General features: G+C 61.5%; 14 protein-coding genes. 11 read left to right on the top strand and 3 right to left on the bottom strand.

The genetic code is table 11. The features are described 5' to 3' along the window. Both GZ093_RS09495 and GZ093_RS09490 read right to left on the bottom strand, forming a co-directional pair. The coding region (locus GZ093_RS09495) for an efflux RND transporter permease subunit (RefSeq protein WP_296485278.1) at window positions 1-2,263 on the bottom strand (2,263 nt) is incomplete at its 3' end. 2 nt (window positions 2,264-2,265) lie between these two features. Next, window positions 2,266-3,390 carry an efflux RND transporter periplasmic adaptor subunit gene (locus GZ093_RS09490; RefSeq protein ID WP_296485276.1) on the bottom strand — a complete coding sequence of 375 codons (1,125 nt, stop codon included), beginning with the start codon at window positions 3,388-3,390 and terminating at the stop codon, window positions 2,266-2,268. A 295-nt stretch (window positions 3,391-3,685) separates the two neighbouring features. On the opposite strand from GZ093_RS09490, the gene GZ093_RS09485 reads away from it, so the two are divergent. The 6 genes from GZ093_RS09485 to GZ093_RS09460 are packed head-to-tail and all read left to right on the top strand — an operon-like array spanning window position 3,686 to window position 10,493. Then, entirely contained in the window at window positions 3,686-5,299 is a 1,614-nt protein-coding gene (locus GZ093_RS09485) for a peptide ABC transporter substrate-binding protein (protein WP_296485275.1), read from the top strand. A 10-nt stretch (window positions 5,300-5,309) separates the two neighbouring features. Continuing rightward, window positions 5,310-6,230: an oligopeptide ABC transporter permease OppB gene (gene oppB, locus GZ093_RS09480; RefSeq protein ID WP_296485273.1), complete on the top strand. Its 921-nt coding sequence runs from the start codon at window positions 5,310-5,312 to the stop codon at window positions 6,228-6,230. 25 nt (window positions 6,231-6,255) lie between these two features. Further along, complete coding sequence (locus GZ093_RS09475) at window positions 6,256-7,164, top strand: ABC transporter permease subunit (RefSeq protein ID WP_296485282.1); 909 nt, start codon at window positions 6,256-6,258, stop codon at window positions 7,162-7,164. 5 nt (window positions 7,165-7,169) lie between these two features. After that, complete coding sequence (locus tag GZ093_RS09470; protein ID WP_296485271.1) at window positions 7,170-8,168, top strand: oligopeptide/dipeptide ABC transporter ATP-binding protein; 999 nt, start codon at window positions 7,170-7,172, stop codon at window positions 8,166-8,168. Beyond that, window positions 8,165-9,151 (top strand): murein tripeptide/oligopeptide ABC transporter ATP binding protein OppF, encoded by a 987-nt coding sequence (gene oppF / locus GZ093_RS09465; protein WP_296485269.1) that lies wholly within the window; start codon window positions 8,165-8,167, stop codon window positions 9,149-9,151. The genes GZ093_RS09470 and oppF overlap by 4 nt, the downstream gene beginning before the upstream one ends. 58 nt (window positions 9,152-9,209) lie before the next feature. Then, window positions 9,210-10,493, top strand: coding sequence for an MFS transporter (locus GZ093_RS09460; protein WP_296485267.1), 1,284 nt, complete (start codon window positions 9,210-9,212; stop codon window positions 10,491-10,493). A gap of 141 nt (window positions 10,494-10,634) precedes the next feature. Here GZ093_RS09460 and GZ093_RS09455 read toward each other — a convergent pair whose 3' ends face one another. Further along, the gene (locus GZ093_RS09455; RefSeq protein WP_296485265.1) at window positions 10,635-11,105 is read right to left on the bottom strand and encodes an Lrp/AsnC family transcriptional regulator; all 471 of its coding nucleotides are present in this window, start codon (window positions 11,103-11,105) and stop codon (window positions 10,635-10,637) included. 148 nt (window positions 11,106-11,253) lie between these two features. Between GZ093_RS09455 and GZ093_RS09450 the strand changes: the two genes are divergently transcribed. The 5 genes from GZ093_RS09450 to GZ093_RS09430 all read left to right on the top strand — a co-directional run bounded on the left by GZ093_RS09450 (window position 11,254) and on the right by GZ093_RS09430 (window position 18,254). Next, window positions 11,254-12,510: a methionine gamma-lyase gene (locus GZ093_RS09450; protein WP_296485264.1), complete on the top strand. Its 1,257-nt coding sequence runs from the start codon at window positions 11,254-11,256 to the stop codon at window positions 12,508-12,510. A gap of 24 nt (window positions 12,511-12,534) precedes the next feature. Beyond that, the gene (gene mdeB, locus GZ093_RS09445) at window positions 12,535-15,210 is read left to right on the top strand and encodes an alpha-ketoglutarate dehydrogenase (RefSeq protein ID WP_296485262.1); all 2,676 of its coding nucleotides are present in this window, start codon (window positions 12,535-12,537) and stop codon (window positions 15,208-15,210) included. A gap of 240 nt (window positions 15,211-15,450) precedes the next feature. Then, complete coding sequence (locus tag GZ093_RS09440; RefSeq protein WP_296485260.1) at window positions 15,451-16,380, top strand: branched-chain amino acid ABC transporter permease; 930 nt, start codon at window positions 15,451-15,453, stop codon at window positions 16,378-16,380. 15 nt (window positions 16,381-16,395) lie between these two features. Continuing rightward, a complete protein-coding gene (locus tag GZ093_RS09435; RefSeq protein WP_296485257.1) occupies window positions 16,396-17,487 on the top strand; it encodes an ABC transporter ATP-binding protein in 1,092 nt (363 codons plus the stop codon). Beyond that, entirely contained in the window at window positions 17,484-18,254 is a 771-nt protein-coding gene (locus GZ093_RS09430; RefSeq protein ID WP_296485255.1) for an ABC transporter ATP-binding protein, read from the top strand. Before GZ093_RS09435 ends, GZ093_RS09430 begins: the two co-directional genes overlap by 4 nt. Window positions 18,255-18,262: the final 8 nt, after the last annotated feature.

The raw sequence follows: 18,262 nt of genomic DNA, 5'->3' as shown, positions 1-18,262 counted from the left end.
CGTCGGGGTGCAGGCGCACCGCCACATCGCGGGCCTCGCCGGTTGGGTCAACCCAGTCACCCACTTCGACCCCGGCAAATGCGACGCGCAGCGTCTGTGCCGCGTCCCCGACCGAAATGCCGAGCGAGTTGGCCAAGCCCCGGTTCAGTTCAATCTGGAGTTCGTCCTTGGGCTCCTGCTCGGACAGACCCACATCCACCGCACCCGGCACCTGGCGCAGCTGCGCCATGAAGGCGCTGGTGATCGTCATCAAGCGGCGAGCATCGGGCCCGGAGAACTGGATTTGCACCGGCTTGCGCACGCCGTTGTTCAGGTCATCCAGCACCACATACTCGGCGCCGACCAGCCGCGACATCTGGCGTCGCAGGTCCACCGCGATCGCCACCGAACTGCGCTTGCGCTGCGTGCTCTTGCCGATGTCCACATATACCCGACCACCGGCAGCGTTGATGTTGCTGTTCGTCGCTACCGTCTCCGGCAGGCCGCGTGCCAGTTGGGCTGCTTGCTCCACCTTGAGCCGGGCAAACTCCAAGCTGGCGCTCGATGGCGTGCGCACTTCAATCGCCAGCGTTCCCTCGTCCGACGCGGGTAGAAAACTCGACCCGCCAAATTGAAAGTGCAAGCCGAGTGCGGCCACCAAGCTGAAGGCAGCGATGAACGCCATGGAGCGGCGGTGCTGCAGAGCCCAGGCGATGACGTTGCCGTAGCGGTTGGCCTGCTGGTCAAACCAGGTATTGAAAAGCGCTAGCCAGCGCCCCAGGCCGTGGCGCGGCCGGTCATGCTGGGCCACCGGGTCGCCCCAGTAGGCCGACAGCATCGGGTCTAGCGTAAACGAGATGAACAGGCTCACCAGCACCGAACTGGCCACCGTCAGCGCGAATGGCCGGAACCACTCACCGGCGCCGCCGCCCATGAACGCCACCGGAATGAACACGGCGATGATCGACAGCGTGGTGGCTGCCACGGCCAGGCCGATTTCGCGCGTACCCTCGCTGGCGGCCGTGCGCCGGTCTGAGCCATTGGCCATGTGGCGCACGATGTTCTCGCGCACCACAATGGCGTCGTCGATGAGCACGCCAATGGCCAGAGAGAGCCCCAGCAGGGTCATGAAGTTCAAGGTAAAACCACATAACCACACCGCGATGAAAGCGGCGATCACCGAGGTCGGCAGACTCAGGGCTGTGATCAGGGTCGAGCGCCAGGAATTCAAAAAGGCGTACACCACAAAGATGGTCAATACGGCGCCAAACAGCAGCGATTCGATCACATTGTTGAGGTTGCTTTGCGCCTCCTCGCCTCCATCGCGGGTGACTTCCAGCGTTGTGCCCTTGGGCAGGGTCTTGTTAAGCTCCGTGACCAGATCGCGCACCTTGGTGGCCACGCTCACCGTGCTGGCGTCGCGTGAGCGCGTCACTGTGATGGCAACGTTGGGGTGCCCATTGCGCACGCTGAAACTCGACATCTCGGCAAAGCCGTCGGCAATGCTGGCCACTTGCGCCAGGCGCACCACTTCTTTGCCACGGCGCCGTATCACGATCTGCTCGAATTCTGCCGGCGACTCGATGCGCCCGACCAGGCGGATGCTCTGTTCCTCCAGCGGGCCTTTGACGCGGCCCACCGGAGAGGTAGTGTTCTGATTGCGCAAGGCCGCCACCACCTCGGCCACAGACACGTTGTATTCGCGCAGTTTCTCGGAGCGCAGCAGCACACTCAACTCGCGCCGCAAGGCGCCGCCCACGTTGACCACGGCCACGCCTTCAATGGCGCGGAATCGGTTCGATAGATCGTCCTCGGCCAGACGTGAGATATCGGCATGGCTCAAGGACTGCGACGACAGCGCCAACTGCATGATGGGCTGCGCGGAAGGATCAACCCGGCGCAATACCGGCTCGCGCATTTCCAGCGGCAGCTTGTAGCGCACCGAGGCGATCGCGTTGCGCACCTCGTCGGAGGCCTCAATCATGTTCTTGTTGAAGTTGAACAGGATCACGATGCTGGCATTGCTCTCGGCAGCGGTGGAGCGGATCTGATAGACACCGGCGATGCTCTGCAGCGACTTCTCGACACGGTTGATGATTTCACGCTCCACCGTTTCGGGTGACGCGCCGGGGTAGGGGATGCTGATGACCAACACCGGCTGCTCCACGTCGGGAATCTGGTTCACGCGCAGCTTCTTGAGCGCCAGCAGGCCCACAGCCATCAGCGCGATGATGATGACGACCATGGCGACGGGCCGGCGGATGCTGAAATCGGATAAAAACATGGCTACTTTCTGACGCCGGACGCACCGATCGCGGGCGCGGATGCTCCGGTGCTGAGCTGCACTTTTTGCCCGTCTTTCAGCGTGGAGGTCGGGTTGCGTATCAGCTGGTCGCCCTCGGCCAAGCCGGCACGCAAGACAAAATCGCCGCCGCGCGGGTCGCGCTCACCCAAGGTGAGGCTGACTCTGTGCACCGTGTTGTCCTTGAGCTGCCAGCCAAATGTCTTGTCACCTTCGCGCACCAGTGTCACCGCGGGCACCATCAAAGCAGTCTTGGTGGCGGCCTCAATGGCACCTTCGGCATAGAGACCCGACAGTTGGGGCTGCTGGCCATGGGCAAACTCCACCTGCACTTCCACCTGGCGGGTGTTTACATTGGCCGACGGATTGATCCGCTTCACGGCGCCCGTGAACTCCTGCTGGCCATAGCCATTGACCCGAAAATGAACCGCCTGCCCGAGCTTGATGTCGCCGATGGCATCGGCCGAGACCAGACCCTCAAAGCGCATGCTGGTCGGGTCCATGACCTTGAGCAACTCCTTGCCCATCTGCGCGGTGTCTCCCGCGGACACCTTGCGCTCGCTCACAACACCATCAAAAGGCGCCCGTGCGAGTGTGCGTTCCAGTTGCTGGCGCGCCTGGGCGGTGCGCGTTCTGGCCGCGGACAGGTCACTGCGGGCGTTGTTGCGGCGAATTTCGGCATCTTCGAGCTGCTGGGTCGTGGCCATGCCCGACCCACGCAAGGTCTTGAGCCGCTGCATCTGCCGCTCGGCTTGGTCAAAGGACTGGCTGGAGGCGCGCACCGCATCGTCGGCCGAGGCCAGGCTGTCACGGATCGCCGTGTCATCGAGTCGCACCAGCAGCTCGCCGCGACGCACCTGGTCGCCGTTGTCTTTCAGAACCTGCAGCACGACCGCGGACACTTCTGCGCGCAAGTCGGCCCGGCGCTGCGGCTGAATAGAGCCCGTGATGACGGGCCCTGCTGTCAGGGCGCCGCTGTGAACCGTGAACAGGTCCTCCAACGTGATCAACAGGGCTTGGCTGGCCAAAGCGTCGGCTGCCGGTTCGCTCTTGGTGCAGGCACTCAGTGTCAACGCCAAAGTCAGTGAAACGAGTGTCAAGTAGTGCATGAAAGCTCTTTATATTTGAATCAAATTCAGCGCTCGGATTTTGGCCCGTGGTGGGGCGATAGGACGGCGCAACTGAAGGAGGTGGGTGAGCGCCGATTGAAGCGCCGACCGTGGGCAGGTCGCAGTTTAGCCGCCCAAACCTATCAAAGAAAGAAGGCTGCAGAGTCGTGCATATCTTGGAGTCACTGATGCGCGTTTTGACGGCCAATTTGTTGCGCCATAATCGGCCCACTCAAAAACCATGAGTGCTAAGCACTTACCGGTGCTGCAGCGCTCTATCAACAGGAAACAGGCCATGAACCCCATCTTCAAGCAGACAGTTTGTGCGGTTGCGCTTGCCGCAGCGTTTGGCGCAACCAGCCAGGCTGCCACCATCCCGACAGGTGTGCAACTGCACTCCAGCCAGACCCTGACGCGCAACAACGGCTCTGAACCTGAAACGCTGGACCCCGCGTTGGCGGAATCAGTGGGCGCCAACAATCTGACGCGCGATCTGTTTGAAGGACTCACCGCCAATGACGCAACCGGAAACACCGTTCCGGGCGTGGCCGAGAGCTGGAAGCAGACCAATGCCACTACCTGGGTTTTCAAACTGCGCAAGAACGCCAAATGGTCCAATGGCGACCCCGTTACCGCTGACGACTTTGTGTTCGCCATCCGCCGGTTCGTGGCCCCGAAAACTGCGTCGACCTATGCTGCCACTTTCGGCATTTTCTTGCTCAATGGCGCCGAGATCGTCAAGGGCAGCAAGCCCCCGAGCGACATCGGCGTGAAAGCGCTCGACCCTTACACGCTCGAAGTCAAGACCGCCTTCCCGGTCACATTTTTGCCTCAGGTGATGAGTAATAACAACCTGGGGCCAGTACACAAGGCGTCTCTTGAAAAATTTGGCAAGGACTGGACCAAGCCCGGCAACCTGGTGAGCAACGGTGCTTTCACACTCAAGGACTGGCAAGTCAATAACCGCATCGTGGTTGAGAAAAACCCCCAGTACTGGGACGCTGCCCATGTGCAACTCGCCAAGGTGACCTATCTCCCGATCGAGGACGGAAACGCAGACGTCAAGATGTTTGAGTCTGGCGAGAATGATTGGGTCTATCAGTTGCCGCCGGGGACCTACGAGAAGTACAAAGCCCAGTACCCGACCGAAATTCGCAACGCCCCCATGATTGGCCTGCGCTATTACTCCTACCATACCCAGAGCCCTGCATTCAAGGATGTGCGCGTGCGCAAGGCGCTGTCGATGGTGATTGACCGCGACATACTGGCCAAGCGCGTCACAGCCGATGGCCAGTTGCCCGCCTACAGTTTGATCGTGAAGGGAACCAACGGCGCGGATGTCACGCCCTACGAATGGGCCAACTGGCCGATGGACAAGCGGGTGCTTGAGGCCAAAAGCCTGCTGCAACAGGCCGGTGTGAAGCCTGGTTCCAAGTTTGTATTTTCATACAACAGCAGTGAATACCACAAAAAAATGGCGGTGTTCGCGGCCTCCGAGTGGAAGACAAAATTGGGTCTGGATATTGAAACTGAAAGCATGGAGTTCAAGGTGCTGTTGAAAAAACGTCATGACGGCGATTTTCAGATGGCGCGTAACGGCTGGGTCGCCGATTACAACGATGCCACGACTTTTCTGACGCTGGTGCGGTGCGACTCGGATCAGAACAATAACTTCAACTGCAACCGGCAAGCCGAAGACTTGATCAACCAAGGTTCGCAAAGCACCGATCCCGCCAAGCGAAAGGCGCTGCTGACGCAGGCCTCGAAGATGATCATGGATGACTATCCCATCATTCCGCTGCTGCAATACTCGGTACCTCGCCTGGTCAAATCCTATGTGGGTGGCTATTCACTTGAGAACGCGCTGGACCGCTTTCGCTCCAAAGACCTGTACATCATCAAGCATTGAGTTCTGACTCATGTGGTCTTACACCCTGCGCCGGATTCTGGCGGCGATTCCGACGATGCTGGTGGTCATCACCGTGTGCTACCTGCTGTTGCACGCCACACCGGGCGGTCCTTTTGATGGCGAACGCAAGGTCTCAGCCGCGGTGCTTGCCAACCTGCAGGCCAAGTACCACCTGGACTTGCCGCTCTGGCAGCAGTACCTGCTGTACCTGAAGAGTCTGCTGCAGGGCGACTTGGGCGCCTCATTTCGGTATGCCGATTGGTCGGTGAATGACTTGGTGGCCGGTGCCCTGCCAGTCTCTGCGGTCATCGGTGGGGTTTCCTTGTTGCTGTCGATCGTGATTGGGGTCGCACTGGGTTCGATCGCCGCCTTGCGGCAAAACAGCGCCGTCGACTACCTGGTGATGCTGATCGGCAACGTTGGAAGCGCGGTGCCGAGTTTTGTCATTGGGCCGGTGTTGATCATCATTTTTGCGATTGGGTTGAAGTGGTTACCGGCCGGCGGTTGGAATGATTTTGAACTGCGCTTCATGATTTTGCCGATGGCGCTGCTGACCTTCATCAATGTGTCGATCATCGGGCGGGTGATGCGCGGCAGCCTGATCGAGGTCATGCACAGCAACTTCATTCGCACCGCGCGCGCCAAAGGCCTGCCCACGCGTGTGGTGGTGCTGCGCCATGCACTTAAACCGGCGCTGCTGCCGGTCGTGTCTTTGTTGGGCCCGCTGGCGATCTCGTCCATCACCTCAGCCCTGGTCACGGAAACGGTTTTCTCGTTGCCCGGCCTGGGCAAACTGATTGTGAACGGCGCGGGTAACCGCGATTACACGCTGGTGCTGGGCCTGGTGGTGCTGATCACCGTACTTACCGTAGCGCTGAATCTGATGGTCGATCTGGCCTATGCCTGGTTGGACCCCAAGATTCGTTATTGACCTTCCTATGCTGACTTCCAAAGAAATGACGGGCCTGGTGGCCAAGGTCTCTGACGTCGCGACGGACCCGAACGCGGGTCTGGGCGCCGGGCGCAGCTTGTGGTCCGACGCGCGCAGGCGTTTTGTGCGCAACAAGGCGGCCGTTTTCAGCCTCGCTCTGCTGCTGTTGATTTCAACCGCCTGTGTGGTCGGGCCCTGGCTTTTGCCTTACTCCTTTGACAGCGCGGACTGGGATGCCATGAGCCAAGCGCCGAGCCTGCGCAATTTCCACTTCTGGGGTACGGATGACGCCGGGCGGGACTTGCTGGTGCGCTGTCTCATCGGTGGACGCATTTCACTGACGGTGGGCTTGCTTGCCACCTTGACTTCCGTGTCGCTGGGCATTCTGTGGGGCGCCACCGCCGGATTTATCGGGGGCAAGGTGGATGCCTTCATGATGCGCATCGTGGACATGATGTACGCCATCCCCTACCTGCTGATCGCGATTCTGCTGGTCACCATTTTGGGGCGTGAGTTCTATCTGGTGGTGCTCGTGATCACAGTCTTCTCATGGATGGACATGGCGCGCATCGTGCGAGGTCAGACCTTGTCGTTGCGATCGATGGAGTATGTCGAAGCAGCGCGCGCCATTGGTGTGCCCACGTGGCGCATCATCTTTTCTCACATCGTGCCCAATCTGTTGGGTGTCGTGGTCATCTACACCACCGTGACGGTGCCTGGCGTTATTCTGACCGAGTCAGTGCTGTCGTTTCTGGGGCTGGGTATTCAGGAGCCGATGACCAGCTGGGGCGTGTTGATCCAGGATGGCGCCAAGGCCATGGAAGTGTCGCCCTGGATATTGCTGTTTCCGGCGGTCCTGCTGTCTGCGACCCTCTATTGTTTTAACTTCATTGGTGACGGTCTGCGTGATGCGCTGGACCCCAAGGAACGGTAGCCAACATGTCTTTGATTGAAGTAGAAAACCTGGGCGTTCAGTTCCAGACGCCCGATGGCGACGTGACCGCGGTCAACGGCATCAGCTTCACGCTAGAGCGTGGCCAAACCCTGGGCATCGTCGGGGAAAGCGGCTCGGGCAAGAGCCAGACCGTGCTGGCCATGATGGGTTTACTCGCGACCAATGGGCGCGCGAGCGGACAGGCCCGTTTCAATGGTCAGGACCTGCTCAGTCTGCAGCCGAAGATTTTGAACACAATTCGCGGCAACCGGGTCGCGATGATCTTTCAGGATCCGATGACCTCGCTCAACCCCTATTTGACGGTGGAGCGCCAGATGACCGAGGTGCTGGAGTTTCACAAGGGCATGACGCGCCAGCAGGCCCGTCTGCGCGCAGTGCAGGCGCTCGACGCGGTGAAGATCCCCGAGGCCGCCAAGCGTGTGATGCAGTACCCGCATGAGTTCTCGGGCGGCATGCGCCAGCGCGTGATGATTGCAATGGCACTCTTGTGCGAGCCCGATGTCTTGATCGCGGACGAGCCGACCACCGCATTGGATGTGACGGTGCAGGCGCAGATCATTGCCCTGATGCGTGACCTGCAGCGTGACCATGGCACGGCGATTGTGCTGATCACGCATGATCTGGGCGTGGTCGCCGGCCTGTGCGATGAGGTCATCGTGCTCTATGGCGGACGCATCATGGAACACGCCAGCGCTGACGCCATTTTTTACCACCCGACGCATCCGTATACCGTGGGTTTGCTCGGCGCCATACCGCGCCTTGAACAGGGCGAGCAGGCCTTGGTGACGATCCCGGGCGCACCGCCGAACATGGCGCGACTGCCCCCTGGCTGTCCGTTCAGTGAGCGCTGCACCTTGGTGGAACCACGTTGCATCAGCGAGCCGCCGGCGCTCGTGGCAGTGCCCGACCGGTCCGATGGCCTGCGCGCCTGCCACAAGAGCGTGGCCGAGGTCATGCGCCACGCGCAGGGGGGCAGCGCATGAACGCGCCGTCCGCCCTGTTGTCGGTGCGCGACCTGAAGGTCCACTTCAAATTAGCCAGCGAATCGCCCTGGCCGTGGGAGCCCGTGCGTGTGCTCAAGGCAGTCGACGGTGTTTCCTTTGATATTTTTCCGGGTGAAACCCTGGGTATCGTCGGTGAATCCGGCTGTGGCAAATCGACATTGGCGCGTGCCATGCTGAACTTGATCCCCCCCACCTCGGGCAGCATCGTGTGGCAGGGGCAGGAGTTGTGCGGCGCCAGCGCGGGCGCCTGGCACGCGGTGCGCAAAAATGTGCAGATGATCTTTCAGGACCCACTCGCCTCGCTCGATCCACGCATGACGATCGGGCAAATCATTGCCGAGCCGCTGCGCACCCATTTTCCGAAGATGGGCCACGCGCAAGTGATGCTCAAGGTGCGTGCCATGATGGCCAAAGTGGGCTTGACCGAGCAGCAGATCAACCGCTACCCGCATGAGTTCTCGGGTGGGCAGTGCCAGCGCATTGGCATCGCCCGCGCCTTGATTCTGGAGCCCAAGCTGGTGATCTGCGATGAGCCGGTGTCGGCGCTTGATGTGTCGATTCAGGCGCAAATCATCAATCTGCTGCAGGAGTTGCAGGCCACCATGGGTCTGGCGCTGGTGTTCATTGCCCATGATCTCGCGGTGGTGCGGCACATCAGTCAGCGCGTCATGGTGATGTACCTGGGGCGGGCCATGGAACTGGCAGCCAAGCAGGCGATTTATCAGAACCCGGGTCATCCGTACACTCAGGCTTTGCTCAGTGCGATTCCGCTGCCCGACCCGCGCAGTGAGCGCAACAAGACCGTGCAGCTCTTGGTAGGTGATCTGCCCTCGCCGATCAACCCGCCCTCGGGCTGCAGTTTTCGCACCCGTTGCCCCAAGGCCGAGGCCGGCTGTGCCCAGCAAACACCCCAGTTGCGCGCGCTGAGTCCCGAAACCCAGGTGGCGTGCCTGCTGGCCTGAGGCCTCGGCCCCGTCACTGCCGTCAGTCATGACGAGTCCATAGAAGCGCGCATTCGCCGTGGCCCAAGCCTTGCGTCATTTCTTTGTCTTGTCCAGCACCGACCTGCTGCGCGACCCGGTCTACCGCCGCCTGTGGTTGTCGATCCTGATCAGTTCCTTTGGCCAGCAGGTCACCATGCTGGCCGTGCCGCTCACTGCCGCTTTGCTGTTGCACGCCACGCCGACGCAGATGGGCTGGCTGACTGCCATGGAGCTGGCGCCTTTTGTGTTGCTGTCCTTGCCCGTGGGGGTGTGGCTGGACCGGGTGCACAAACTGCCGGTGTACATCGCCGGTGAAGTCGCGGTGGCGCTGGTGCTGGCCAGCATTCCAGCGGCCTGGGTACTGGGCTTCTTAAGCATGCCGTATCTGTATGGCACCGGCTTTGTGATGGGTTGCGTGTTTGTGTCCTCCGGCACGGCAGCGCAAATCGTGTTGACCCAAGTGGTGCCGCGTGAGCGCCTGGTAGAGGCACATGCCAAGAATTCTCTGGCCACCTCGGGTGCGGAGGTGATCGGGCCGGGCTTTGCGGGCATCCTGATCAAGCTGGTGGGCGCGCCGCTGGCGTTGCTGGCCGACGCCGTGCTGCTGCTGGTCAGCGTGTCTTTTCTGCGCGGCGTGCGCGCGCGCGAAACACTGGTCATCGCTGCAGAGCGACACTTTGGACTGGACCTCAAGGAGGGCCTGCGTTTCGTCTGGCAGCACCCCTTGCTGCCGCGCATGGCGCTGATGGTGGGCCTTTGGCAGATGTTCCACCATGCCGCCATGGTGGTGCAAATCCTGTTTGCCATCCGCGTGCTGGGGCTGACCGAGCAGCAGGTCGGCCTGAGCTACACCGCGCTGGGCTTGGGCACCGTGCTGGCGAGCACTGTGGGCCATCGCCTGTCGCAGCGCATCGGACCCGGCCCGTGCTTGAGCCTGGGCGTGGCCATCAACGGACTGGGCTGGCTGCAGCTCGCGCTGGTGCCGGCCGGGCGCTTTGCCGTGGCGTCCTATGTGTTGATGCTGGTTTGTTTTGCCGTTGGCGCCGTGCTTCTGTTCATCAACTTCCTCGCCCTGCGCCAGGCGGTCACGCCCGAGCCCTTGCTGGCGCGCATGACCAGCACCATGCGCTGGCTCATCCTGATTCCGGCTGGTCCCGGGGCTCTGCTGGGCGGCTACCTGGGTGAGCACCTCGGGTTGCGTTACGCCATGGGCTTTGGCGGTGTCGGTGCGCTGCTGTTGGCGCTGGCGATGTGGCGCAGTGTCGTGCTTCGGTCCTTGCGCGAGTTGCCGCAAGCGCACGGTGGTGCGCCGGCGCCGTGACCCTGGTGTGAACTGGACACCACGACCATGCTGGCGGCTTGACGATGGCGACCGCTGTGGCCGGCAATGGCGAAAAAATATAAACTATTTAGGCCTCTAGCCCGCGTCATACATAGCTCTATTGCTATAAAAAATGACAGATCAACTGACCGGCAGGGTTCCGGCGCGTTTGACTTCCTTGAGGGAAAAGCTGGTGGCGATTTCCTTCACGCCGGGCAGGCTGCGGATTTTCACCCGCACCAGCAGCGAGAAGGCCTCCAGGTCGGGTGCGATGGCTTCGATCAGGTAGTCGTAGCGGCCTGACAGGTTGTGGCAGGACAGCACCTGCGGTAGGGCGACCACCTCGCGCTCGAAGGCCGCCATGACGTCGGGTGTGTGGTTGTCCATTTGCAGATGCACGAAGCCGGTGACGCCGTAGCCCAACTGGTGACGGTTGAGGTGTGCGTGGTAGCCCTCGATGACGCCGGACTCCTCGAGTTGCTTGACCCGGCGCCAGCACGGGGACGCTGACAGCGACACCGTTTGCGCCAGTTCGGCAATCGTCTGGCGTGCATCGCGCTGCAGGGCGTCGAGCAGTTGGCGATCGGTGGCGTCGAGGGATTCGGGGTTCATGGGTCAATATTATCTTTAGTTGACACATTCGTGAAATTATTTGCCGCCGATTGGCGTCAATCGCCAGAAAAAAGCCAAGTTTTTCCTATTGATTAAGCAAACAATTCCATGCAAGAAGCTTTGCAGAAACAAACCACAAGGAACGACCATGAGCGCGACAACGCAAACCAAAGGCTTCAGCACCCGTGCCATTCATTTTGGCTACACGCCGGCCGAGCACCAGGGCGCCTTGGTGCCGCCGATTTACACCTCGGCCACCTTTGCATTCCCTGATGTGGCCTATGGCGCGCGCTGCTTTGCGGGTGAAGAGGCGGGCTACTTCTATACCCGGATTGCCAACCCCACGCTGGCGCTGCTGGAGTCGCGCCTGGCCAGCTTGGAGCAGGGCGCTGGGGCCGTGGTGTTCGGCTCGGGCATGGGCGCCATCAGCGCCACGCTGTGGTCGATGCTGGAGCCGGGCGACGAGGTGCTGGCCGACATGACGCTCTACGGCTGCACCTTTGCCTTCATGACGCACGGTCTGGCGCGCTTTGGCGTCGTGATTCGCCATGTGGACATGACCGACCCCGACGCCGTGGCGCAGGCCATGAGCCCGAAGACCCGCGTCGTGTATTTCGAGTCACCGGCCAACCCCAACATGCGCCTGGTGGACATTGACGCCGTGGCCAGGATTGCGCACCAGGGTGGTGCCAAGGTGGTGGTGGACAACACCTACTGCACGCCTTATCTGCAGCAACCTTTGCTGCTGGGTGCCGACGTCAGCGTGCATTCGATGACCAAATACCTCGGGGGTCACGGCGACCTGACCGCGGGCGCCGCTATTTTTGCCGATGCCGAACTGGCGCTGCGCGTGCGGCTCTATGGACTGAAGGACATGACCGGCGCTGTGATGTCAGCGCAGGATGCGCACCTGGTGATGCGCGGGCTCAAGACCTTGAGCTTGCGCATGGACCGCCATTGCCAGAACGCGCAAAAAGTGGCCGAGCTGCTGCAGGCCCACCCGGCGACCGACGTAGTGCATTTCCCCGGCCTGCCCACCTTTGCCCAGCATGCGCTGGCCAAACGCCAGATGCGCCAGTTTGGCGGCATGGTGGCGTTTGAGCTCAAGGGCGGCTTGCTTGCGGGCATCTGCTTCATGGACGCGCTGCAACTGGTGACGCGCGCCGTGAGCCTGGGCGACGCCGAAACCTTGGCGCAGCACCCGGCCAGCATGACGCATTCCACCTACACGCCCGAGGAGCGCCAGGCGCACGGCATCAGTGACGGGCTGGTGCGCTTGTCGATCGGCCTGGAGGATATCGAGGATATTCTTGCGGACATCACGCAGGCGCTGGAGCAGGCGCAACGGATGCTTGCGGCTGGGCACGACGAGGCGCCGGCCCCGCCCTGTGTTCAGATGGCTTGATTGGTAGACGCCAAGGAGTGGGTGATGACAGAGAATGTTCAAGCGGGCCTCGCGCCCGACCCGGACCCGCAGGAAACCGCTGAATGGCGCGCTGCTTTTCAAAGCCTGCTTGACAGCCAGGGCCCGCAGCGGGCCCGCTACCTGCTTGATGAACTGGCGCGGCTGGCGCGTGTGCAGCGCGTGGGCTGGCAGCCCGAGCTGGCCACGCCGTATATCAACACCATCGGCGTCGATCAGCAACCGGTGTTTCCGGGCGACCTTGCCATGGAAGAGCGGCTGGCCTCGCTGATGCGCTGGAACGCGCTGGCCATGGTCGTGCGCGCCAACCAGGCTTATGGCGAACTCGGTGGCCACATCGCCAGCTACGCCAGCGCGGCGGATCTGTTCGAGACTGGCTTCAACCATTTCTTTCATGGACGTTGCGAGGATGGGGGGCCAGCGAGCTTGGGCGATCTGGTGTTCTTCCAGCCGCACAGCGCACCCGGTGTCTATGCGCGCGCTTTTCTGGAAGGGCGCCTTCAAGCTGACGACCTGCGCTATTACCGCCAGGAATTGACCGCACCTTTTGCAACCACCGGGCAGGGCGCGCGCGGCCTGTGCAGCTATCCGCACCCCTATTTGATGCCTGACTTCTGGCAGTTTCCGACCGGCTCGATGGGCATTGGCCCGATCAGTTCGATCTACCACGCGCGCTTCATGCGCTACCTCACGCACCGCCAACTGCTCGATTGTTCGGCGCGTAAAGTGTGGGGCGTGTTTGGCGACGGCGAGATGGACGAACCCGAGAGCATGAGCGCACTCACGCTGGCGGCACGCGAGCGGCTCGACAACCTGGTCTGGGTGGTGAACTGCAATCTGCAGCGGCTTGATGGCCCGGTGCGCGGCAATGGCCGCATCATCGACGAACTGGAAAAACTCTTTGCCGGTGCCGGCTGGAACGTCATCAAGCTGGTCTGGGGCAGCGACTGGGATGGCCTGTTTGCCCGCGACCTGACGGGCGCGCTGGCCAAAGCCTTTGCCCACACGGTGGACGGCCAGATGCAGACCTTTGCGGCCAAGGACGGCCGCTACAACCGCGATACCTTCTTCGGCCAGAACGAAGAACTGGCGCGCCTGGCGCAAGGCATGACCGATGAGCAGATTGACCGCCTCAAGCGCGGCGGCCATGACCTGGTGAAGATTCACGCCGCCTACGCTGCCGCCGCGGCGCATCAGGGCCAGCCGACGGTGATTCTGGCGCACACCAAAAAAGGCTTTGGCATGGGCAGTGCCGGGCAAGGCAAGATGACCACGCACAGCCAGAAGAAGTTTGACGAGGCCGATCTGATCGCGTTTCGCAATCGCTTCAACCTGCCCATGACGGACGAACAGGTGAAAAACCTGGAGTTCTACAAACCCGGCGCCGACAGCCCCGAGATGCGGTACCTGCAGGCGCAGCGCCAGCGCCTGGGCGGCTACCTGCCCGAGCGCCATACAGCCTGCGCCCCGGTGCCGGTGCCCGCCATCGACAGCTACGCCCAGTTTGCGCTGCAGGCCAATGGCAAAGAGATGAGCACCACCATGGCCTTTGTGCGCATGCTGGGCGGCCTGCTGAAGGACAACGTATTGGGGCCGCGCATCGTGCCGATCGTGGCGGACGAAGCGCGCACTTTTGGCATGGCCAGTTTGTTCAAGCAGATCGGCATCTATTCCAGCATCGGGCAGCGCTATGCACCGGAGGACATCGGCTCGGTGCTGAGCTACCGCGAGGCGATGGACGGGCAGATTCTGGAAGAAGGCATCTCGGAGGCCGGCGCCATTGCCAGCTGGACGGCGGCCGCGACCAGCTACAGCGTGCATGGCCTGGCCATGCTGCCCTTCTACATCTATTACTCGATGTTCGGTTTTCAGCGCGTGGGCGACCAGATCTGGGCCGCCGCTGACCAGCGTTCGCGCGGCTTCTTGCTCGGCGCCACCTCGGGGCGCACCACATTGGGCGGCGAAGGGCTGCAGCACCAGGACGGCACCAGCCACCTGATGGCCGCCACCATTCCAAACTGCAAGGCTTTTGATCCGGCCTTTGCCGGCGAGCTCGCGGTCATCATTGACTTCGGACTGCGCGAGATGCTGGTTGAGCAGAGGGACGTTTTCTACTACGTCACGCTGATGAATGAAAACTACGCCCAGCCGGACCTTGAGCCCGATGTGGCCGCCGACGTGATTCAAGGATGCTATAAATTCGCTAGCTATAAAGTCATACTGGACGAGGGCCAGAGGTCAAAAATACCTAAAAATCTAACCTTGCTGGGTTCGGGCGCGATCTTGACCGAAGTGATCCAGGCGGCGCAGCTGCTGGCGCGCCAGGGCGTCAACGTCGACGTGTTCAGTGTGACCAGCTGGAGCGAACTCGCACGCGAGGGGCAGGCCTGCTGGCAGCGACGCCAGACGAGTTCGACCGGCGACACAACGCCGTTCATCGCACGCCAACTGCAAGGCAGTCAGGGCCCCATCATTGCCGCCACCGACTATGTACGCGCCGTGCCCGAAAGCGTGCGCGCCTACCTGCCTGCGGGGCGTTCCTACGTCACGCTGGGCACGGACGGCTTCGGGCGCAGCGACACGCGGGCGGCGCTACGTGACTTCTTCGAGGTCGATGCGGCGAGCATTGTGCAGACCGCGACCACGCTGCTGGGCCGCGCGGCCGGCCACCCTGACTATTAGTCATCCTTACTGATTCAGTCTTTGGCTGATCTTTTGGGGAATCGAGGGTAAACCCATACGGTTGACCCCCGCAGTGGCGGTTTTCGCTTGACTACAATTGCCTCCACCTCAAGCCGGCGTGTCGATGCTGGCAGGTTTCTTGCTAGAAGACTGGCATGGCTCACAGGGCTGCAGCGCTGGTCAACCCGCACGCTGCCCCAGGTGGCTGAATCACGCGACGGTCAAAAATCGGAGAAGTTTATGGATACCTTCATACAGCAGATCATCAATGGTCTGGTGTTGGGCAGCATGTATGCCTTGGTGGCGCTGGGCTACACCATGGTCTACGGCATCATCGGCCTGATCAACTTTGCCCACGGCGAGGTGTTGATGGTCGGCGCCCTGACCAGCTGGACCATCATCGGCTGGATGCAGGAGGCCATGCCTGGCACGCCCGGTTGGCTGATTTTGCTGATCGCCCTGATCATTGCCTGTGTGGTGGCGGCGACGCTCAATTTTGTGATTGAAAAGGTGGCGTACCGGCCGCTGCGCGACAGCCCCCGGTTGGCTCCGCTGATCACGGCCATCGGCATGTCGCTGTTCTTGCAGACCCTGGCCATGATCATCTGGAAGCCCAACTACAAACCGTACCCGACCTTGTTGCCGCGCACGCCGTTCGAGATCGGCGGCGCCGTGATTACACCGACCCAGGTGCTGATTCTGGGCATGACGGTGGTGTCGCTGGCGGTGCTCATGTGGTTGGTGAATTACACAAAACTGGGCCGTGCCATGCGGGCCACGGCCGAGAACCCCCGCGTGGCGGCCCTGATGGGCGTCAAGCCCGACGTGGTGATCTCGGCCACCTTTGTGATCGGCGCGGTGCTGGCGGCCATTGCCGGCGTGATGTGGGCCGCCAACTACGGCACGGTGCAACACACCATGGGCTTTTTACCGGGGCTGAAAGCCTTTACCGCAGCGGTGTTCGGCGGTATTGGCAACTTGGGCGGCGCGGTGCTGGGTGGCATCTTGCTGGGCCTCATTGAGTCGCTGGGCGCCGGCTACATCGGCGCGCTGACCGGGGGTGTGCTCGGCAGCCATTACTCCGATATCTTTGCCTTCATTGTGCTGATCTTTGTGCTGACCTTGCGACCCTCCGGCTTGCTGGGTGAGCGTGTGGCAGACCGAGCCTGATCCCCGAGGAACATCATGAAACAACAACAGAAAATCGTTGTCGTCCTGTTGGCAGCCGTTGGGTTGCTGATACTGCCGCTGATTCTGCAGAGCTTCGGCAACGCCTGGGTGCGCATTGCCGACATGGCGCTGCTGTATGTGCTGCTGGCGCTGGGGCTCAATATTGTGGTGGGTTACGCCGGCCTGCTGGACCTGGGCTACGTTGCTTTCTTCGCCATTGGCGCCTACATGTATGGCTTGCTGGCTTCGCCCCATCTGACCGAGACTTTTGCCTGGATTGGCGCGATGTTTCCCGAAGGCTTGCATGCACCGTTATGGATCGTGATCCCCGCGGCCGCCGGTCTGGCCGGCCTTTTTGGCATTCTGTTGGGCGCTCCGACGCTGCGCTTGCGCGGCGATTACCTCGCGATTGTGACTTTGGGCTTTGGCGAGATCATCCGGGTGTTTTTGAACAACCTGGATCAGCCGGTCAACATCACCAATGGCCCCAAGGGCATGAGCCAGATTGATTCCTTTCATTTTTTCGGCCTGAACCTGGGGCGCACGCTCGACATCGGCGGCTATGAGATCAATTCTGTGTCCTTGTACTATTACCTGTTCCTGGCGATGGTGCTGTTCAGCGTGCTGATCTCGCACCGCCTGCAACTCTCGCGCGTGGGGCGCGCCTGGATGGCGATTCGTGAAGACGAAGTTGCCGCCAAGGCCATGGGCATCAATACCCGGAACCTGAAGCTGCTGGCTTTCGGCATGGGCGCTACTTTTGGCGGCGTCTCAGGCACCATGTTTGCATCCTTCCAAGGCTTCATTTCGCCGGAGTCCTTCAGTTTGATGGAGTCAATCATGATCGTGGCCATGGTCGTGCTCGGTGGCATCGGCCATTTACCCGGCGTCATTCTGGGTGCCGTGCTGCTCTCTGCTTTGCCCGAGGTGTTGCGCTACGTCGCCGGTCCCTTGCAGGCCATGACCGGGGGGCGGCTGGATTCGTCAATTTTGCGCCAGCTCCTGATTGCGCTGGCCATGATCAGCGTCATGCTGGTGCGTCCGCGCGGCTTGTGGCCGTCGCCCGAGCACGGCAAGTCCTTGCAGCAAAAGGGAGAAGGCGCATGACCGAAACCGTCCTCAACGTTGCCAATGTTTCCAAGCGTTTCGGCGGCCTACAGGCCCTGAGCGATGTCGGCATCCAGATCAAGCGCGGCCAGGTCTATGGCCTGATCGGCCCCAATGGTGCCGGCAAAACCACGTTTTTCAATGTGCTCACCGGCCTGTACACGCCCGACAGCGGCAGCTTTGAACTTGCTGGCAAGACCTACCAGCCCACGGCCGTTCATCTCGTCGCCAAGGCCGGCATTGCGCGCACCTTTCAGAACATTCGCCTGTTTGCCGAGATGACCGCGCTGGAAAATGTGATGGTCGGGCGCCATGTGCGCACGCATTCGGGCTTGCTGGGGGCCATTTTCCGCACGCCGGGTTTCAAGCGGGAAGAAGCCGCGATTGCCGAGCGCGCGCATGAGCTGCTGGACTATGTGGGCATTGCCAGGTTTGCCGATTACAAGGCCCGCACGCTGAGCTACGGCGACCAGCGCCGCCTGGAAATTGCCCGCGCGCTGGCGACCGACCCGCAACTGATTGCGCTGGACGAGCCCGCCGCCGGCATGAATGCCACCGAGAAGGTGATGCTGCGCGAGTTGATCGACAAGATTCGCAATGACAACCGCACCATCTTGCTGATTGAGCACGATGTGAAGCTCGTGATGGGTTTGTGCGATCGGGTCACGGTGCTCGACTATGGCAAGCAGATTGCCGAAGGCACGCCGGCCGATGTGCAGCGAGACGAAAAAGTCATTGAGGCCTATCTGGGCACGAGTGGCCACTAAGGAAAAAA

Source organism: Rhodoferax sp. (genome assembly GCF_010365055.1).
Classification (GTDB): domain Bacteria; phylum Pseudomonadota; class Gammaproteobacteria; order Burkholderiales; family Burkholderiaceae_C; genus Rhodoferax.
The sequence above is the reverse complement of the archived record's forward strand: the minus strand, read 5'-3'. Positions and strand labels throughout refer to the sequence as shown.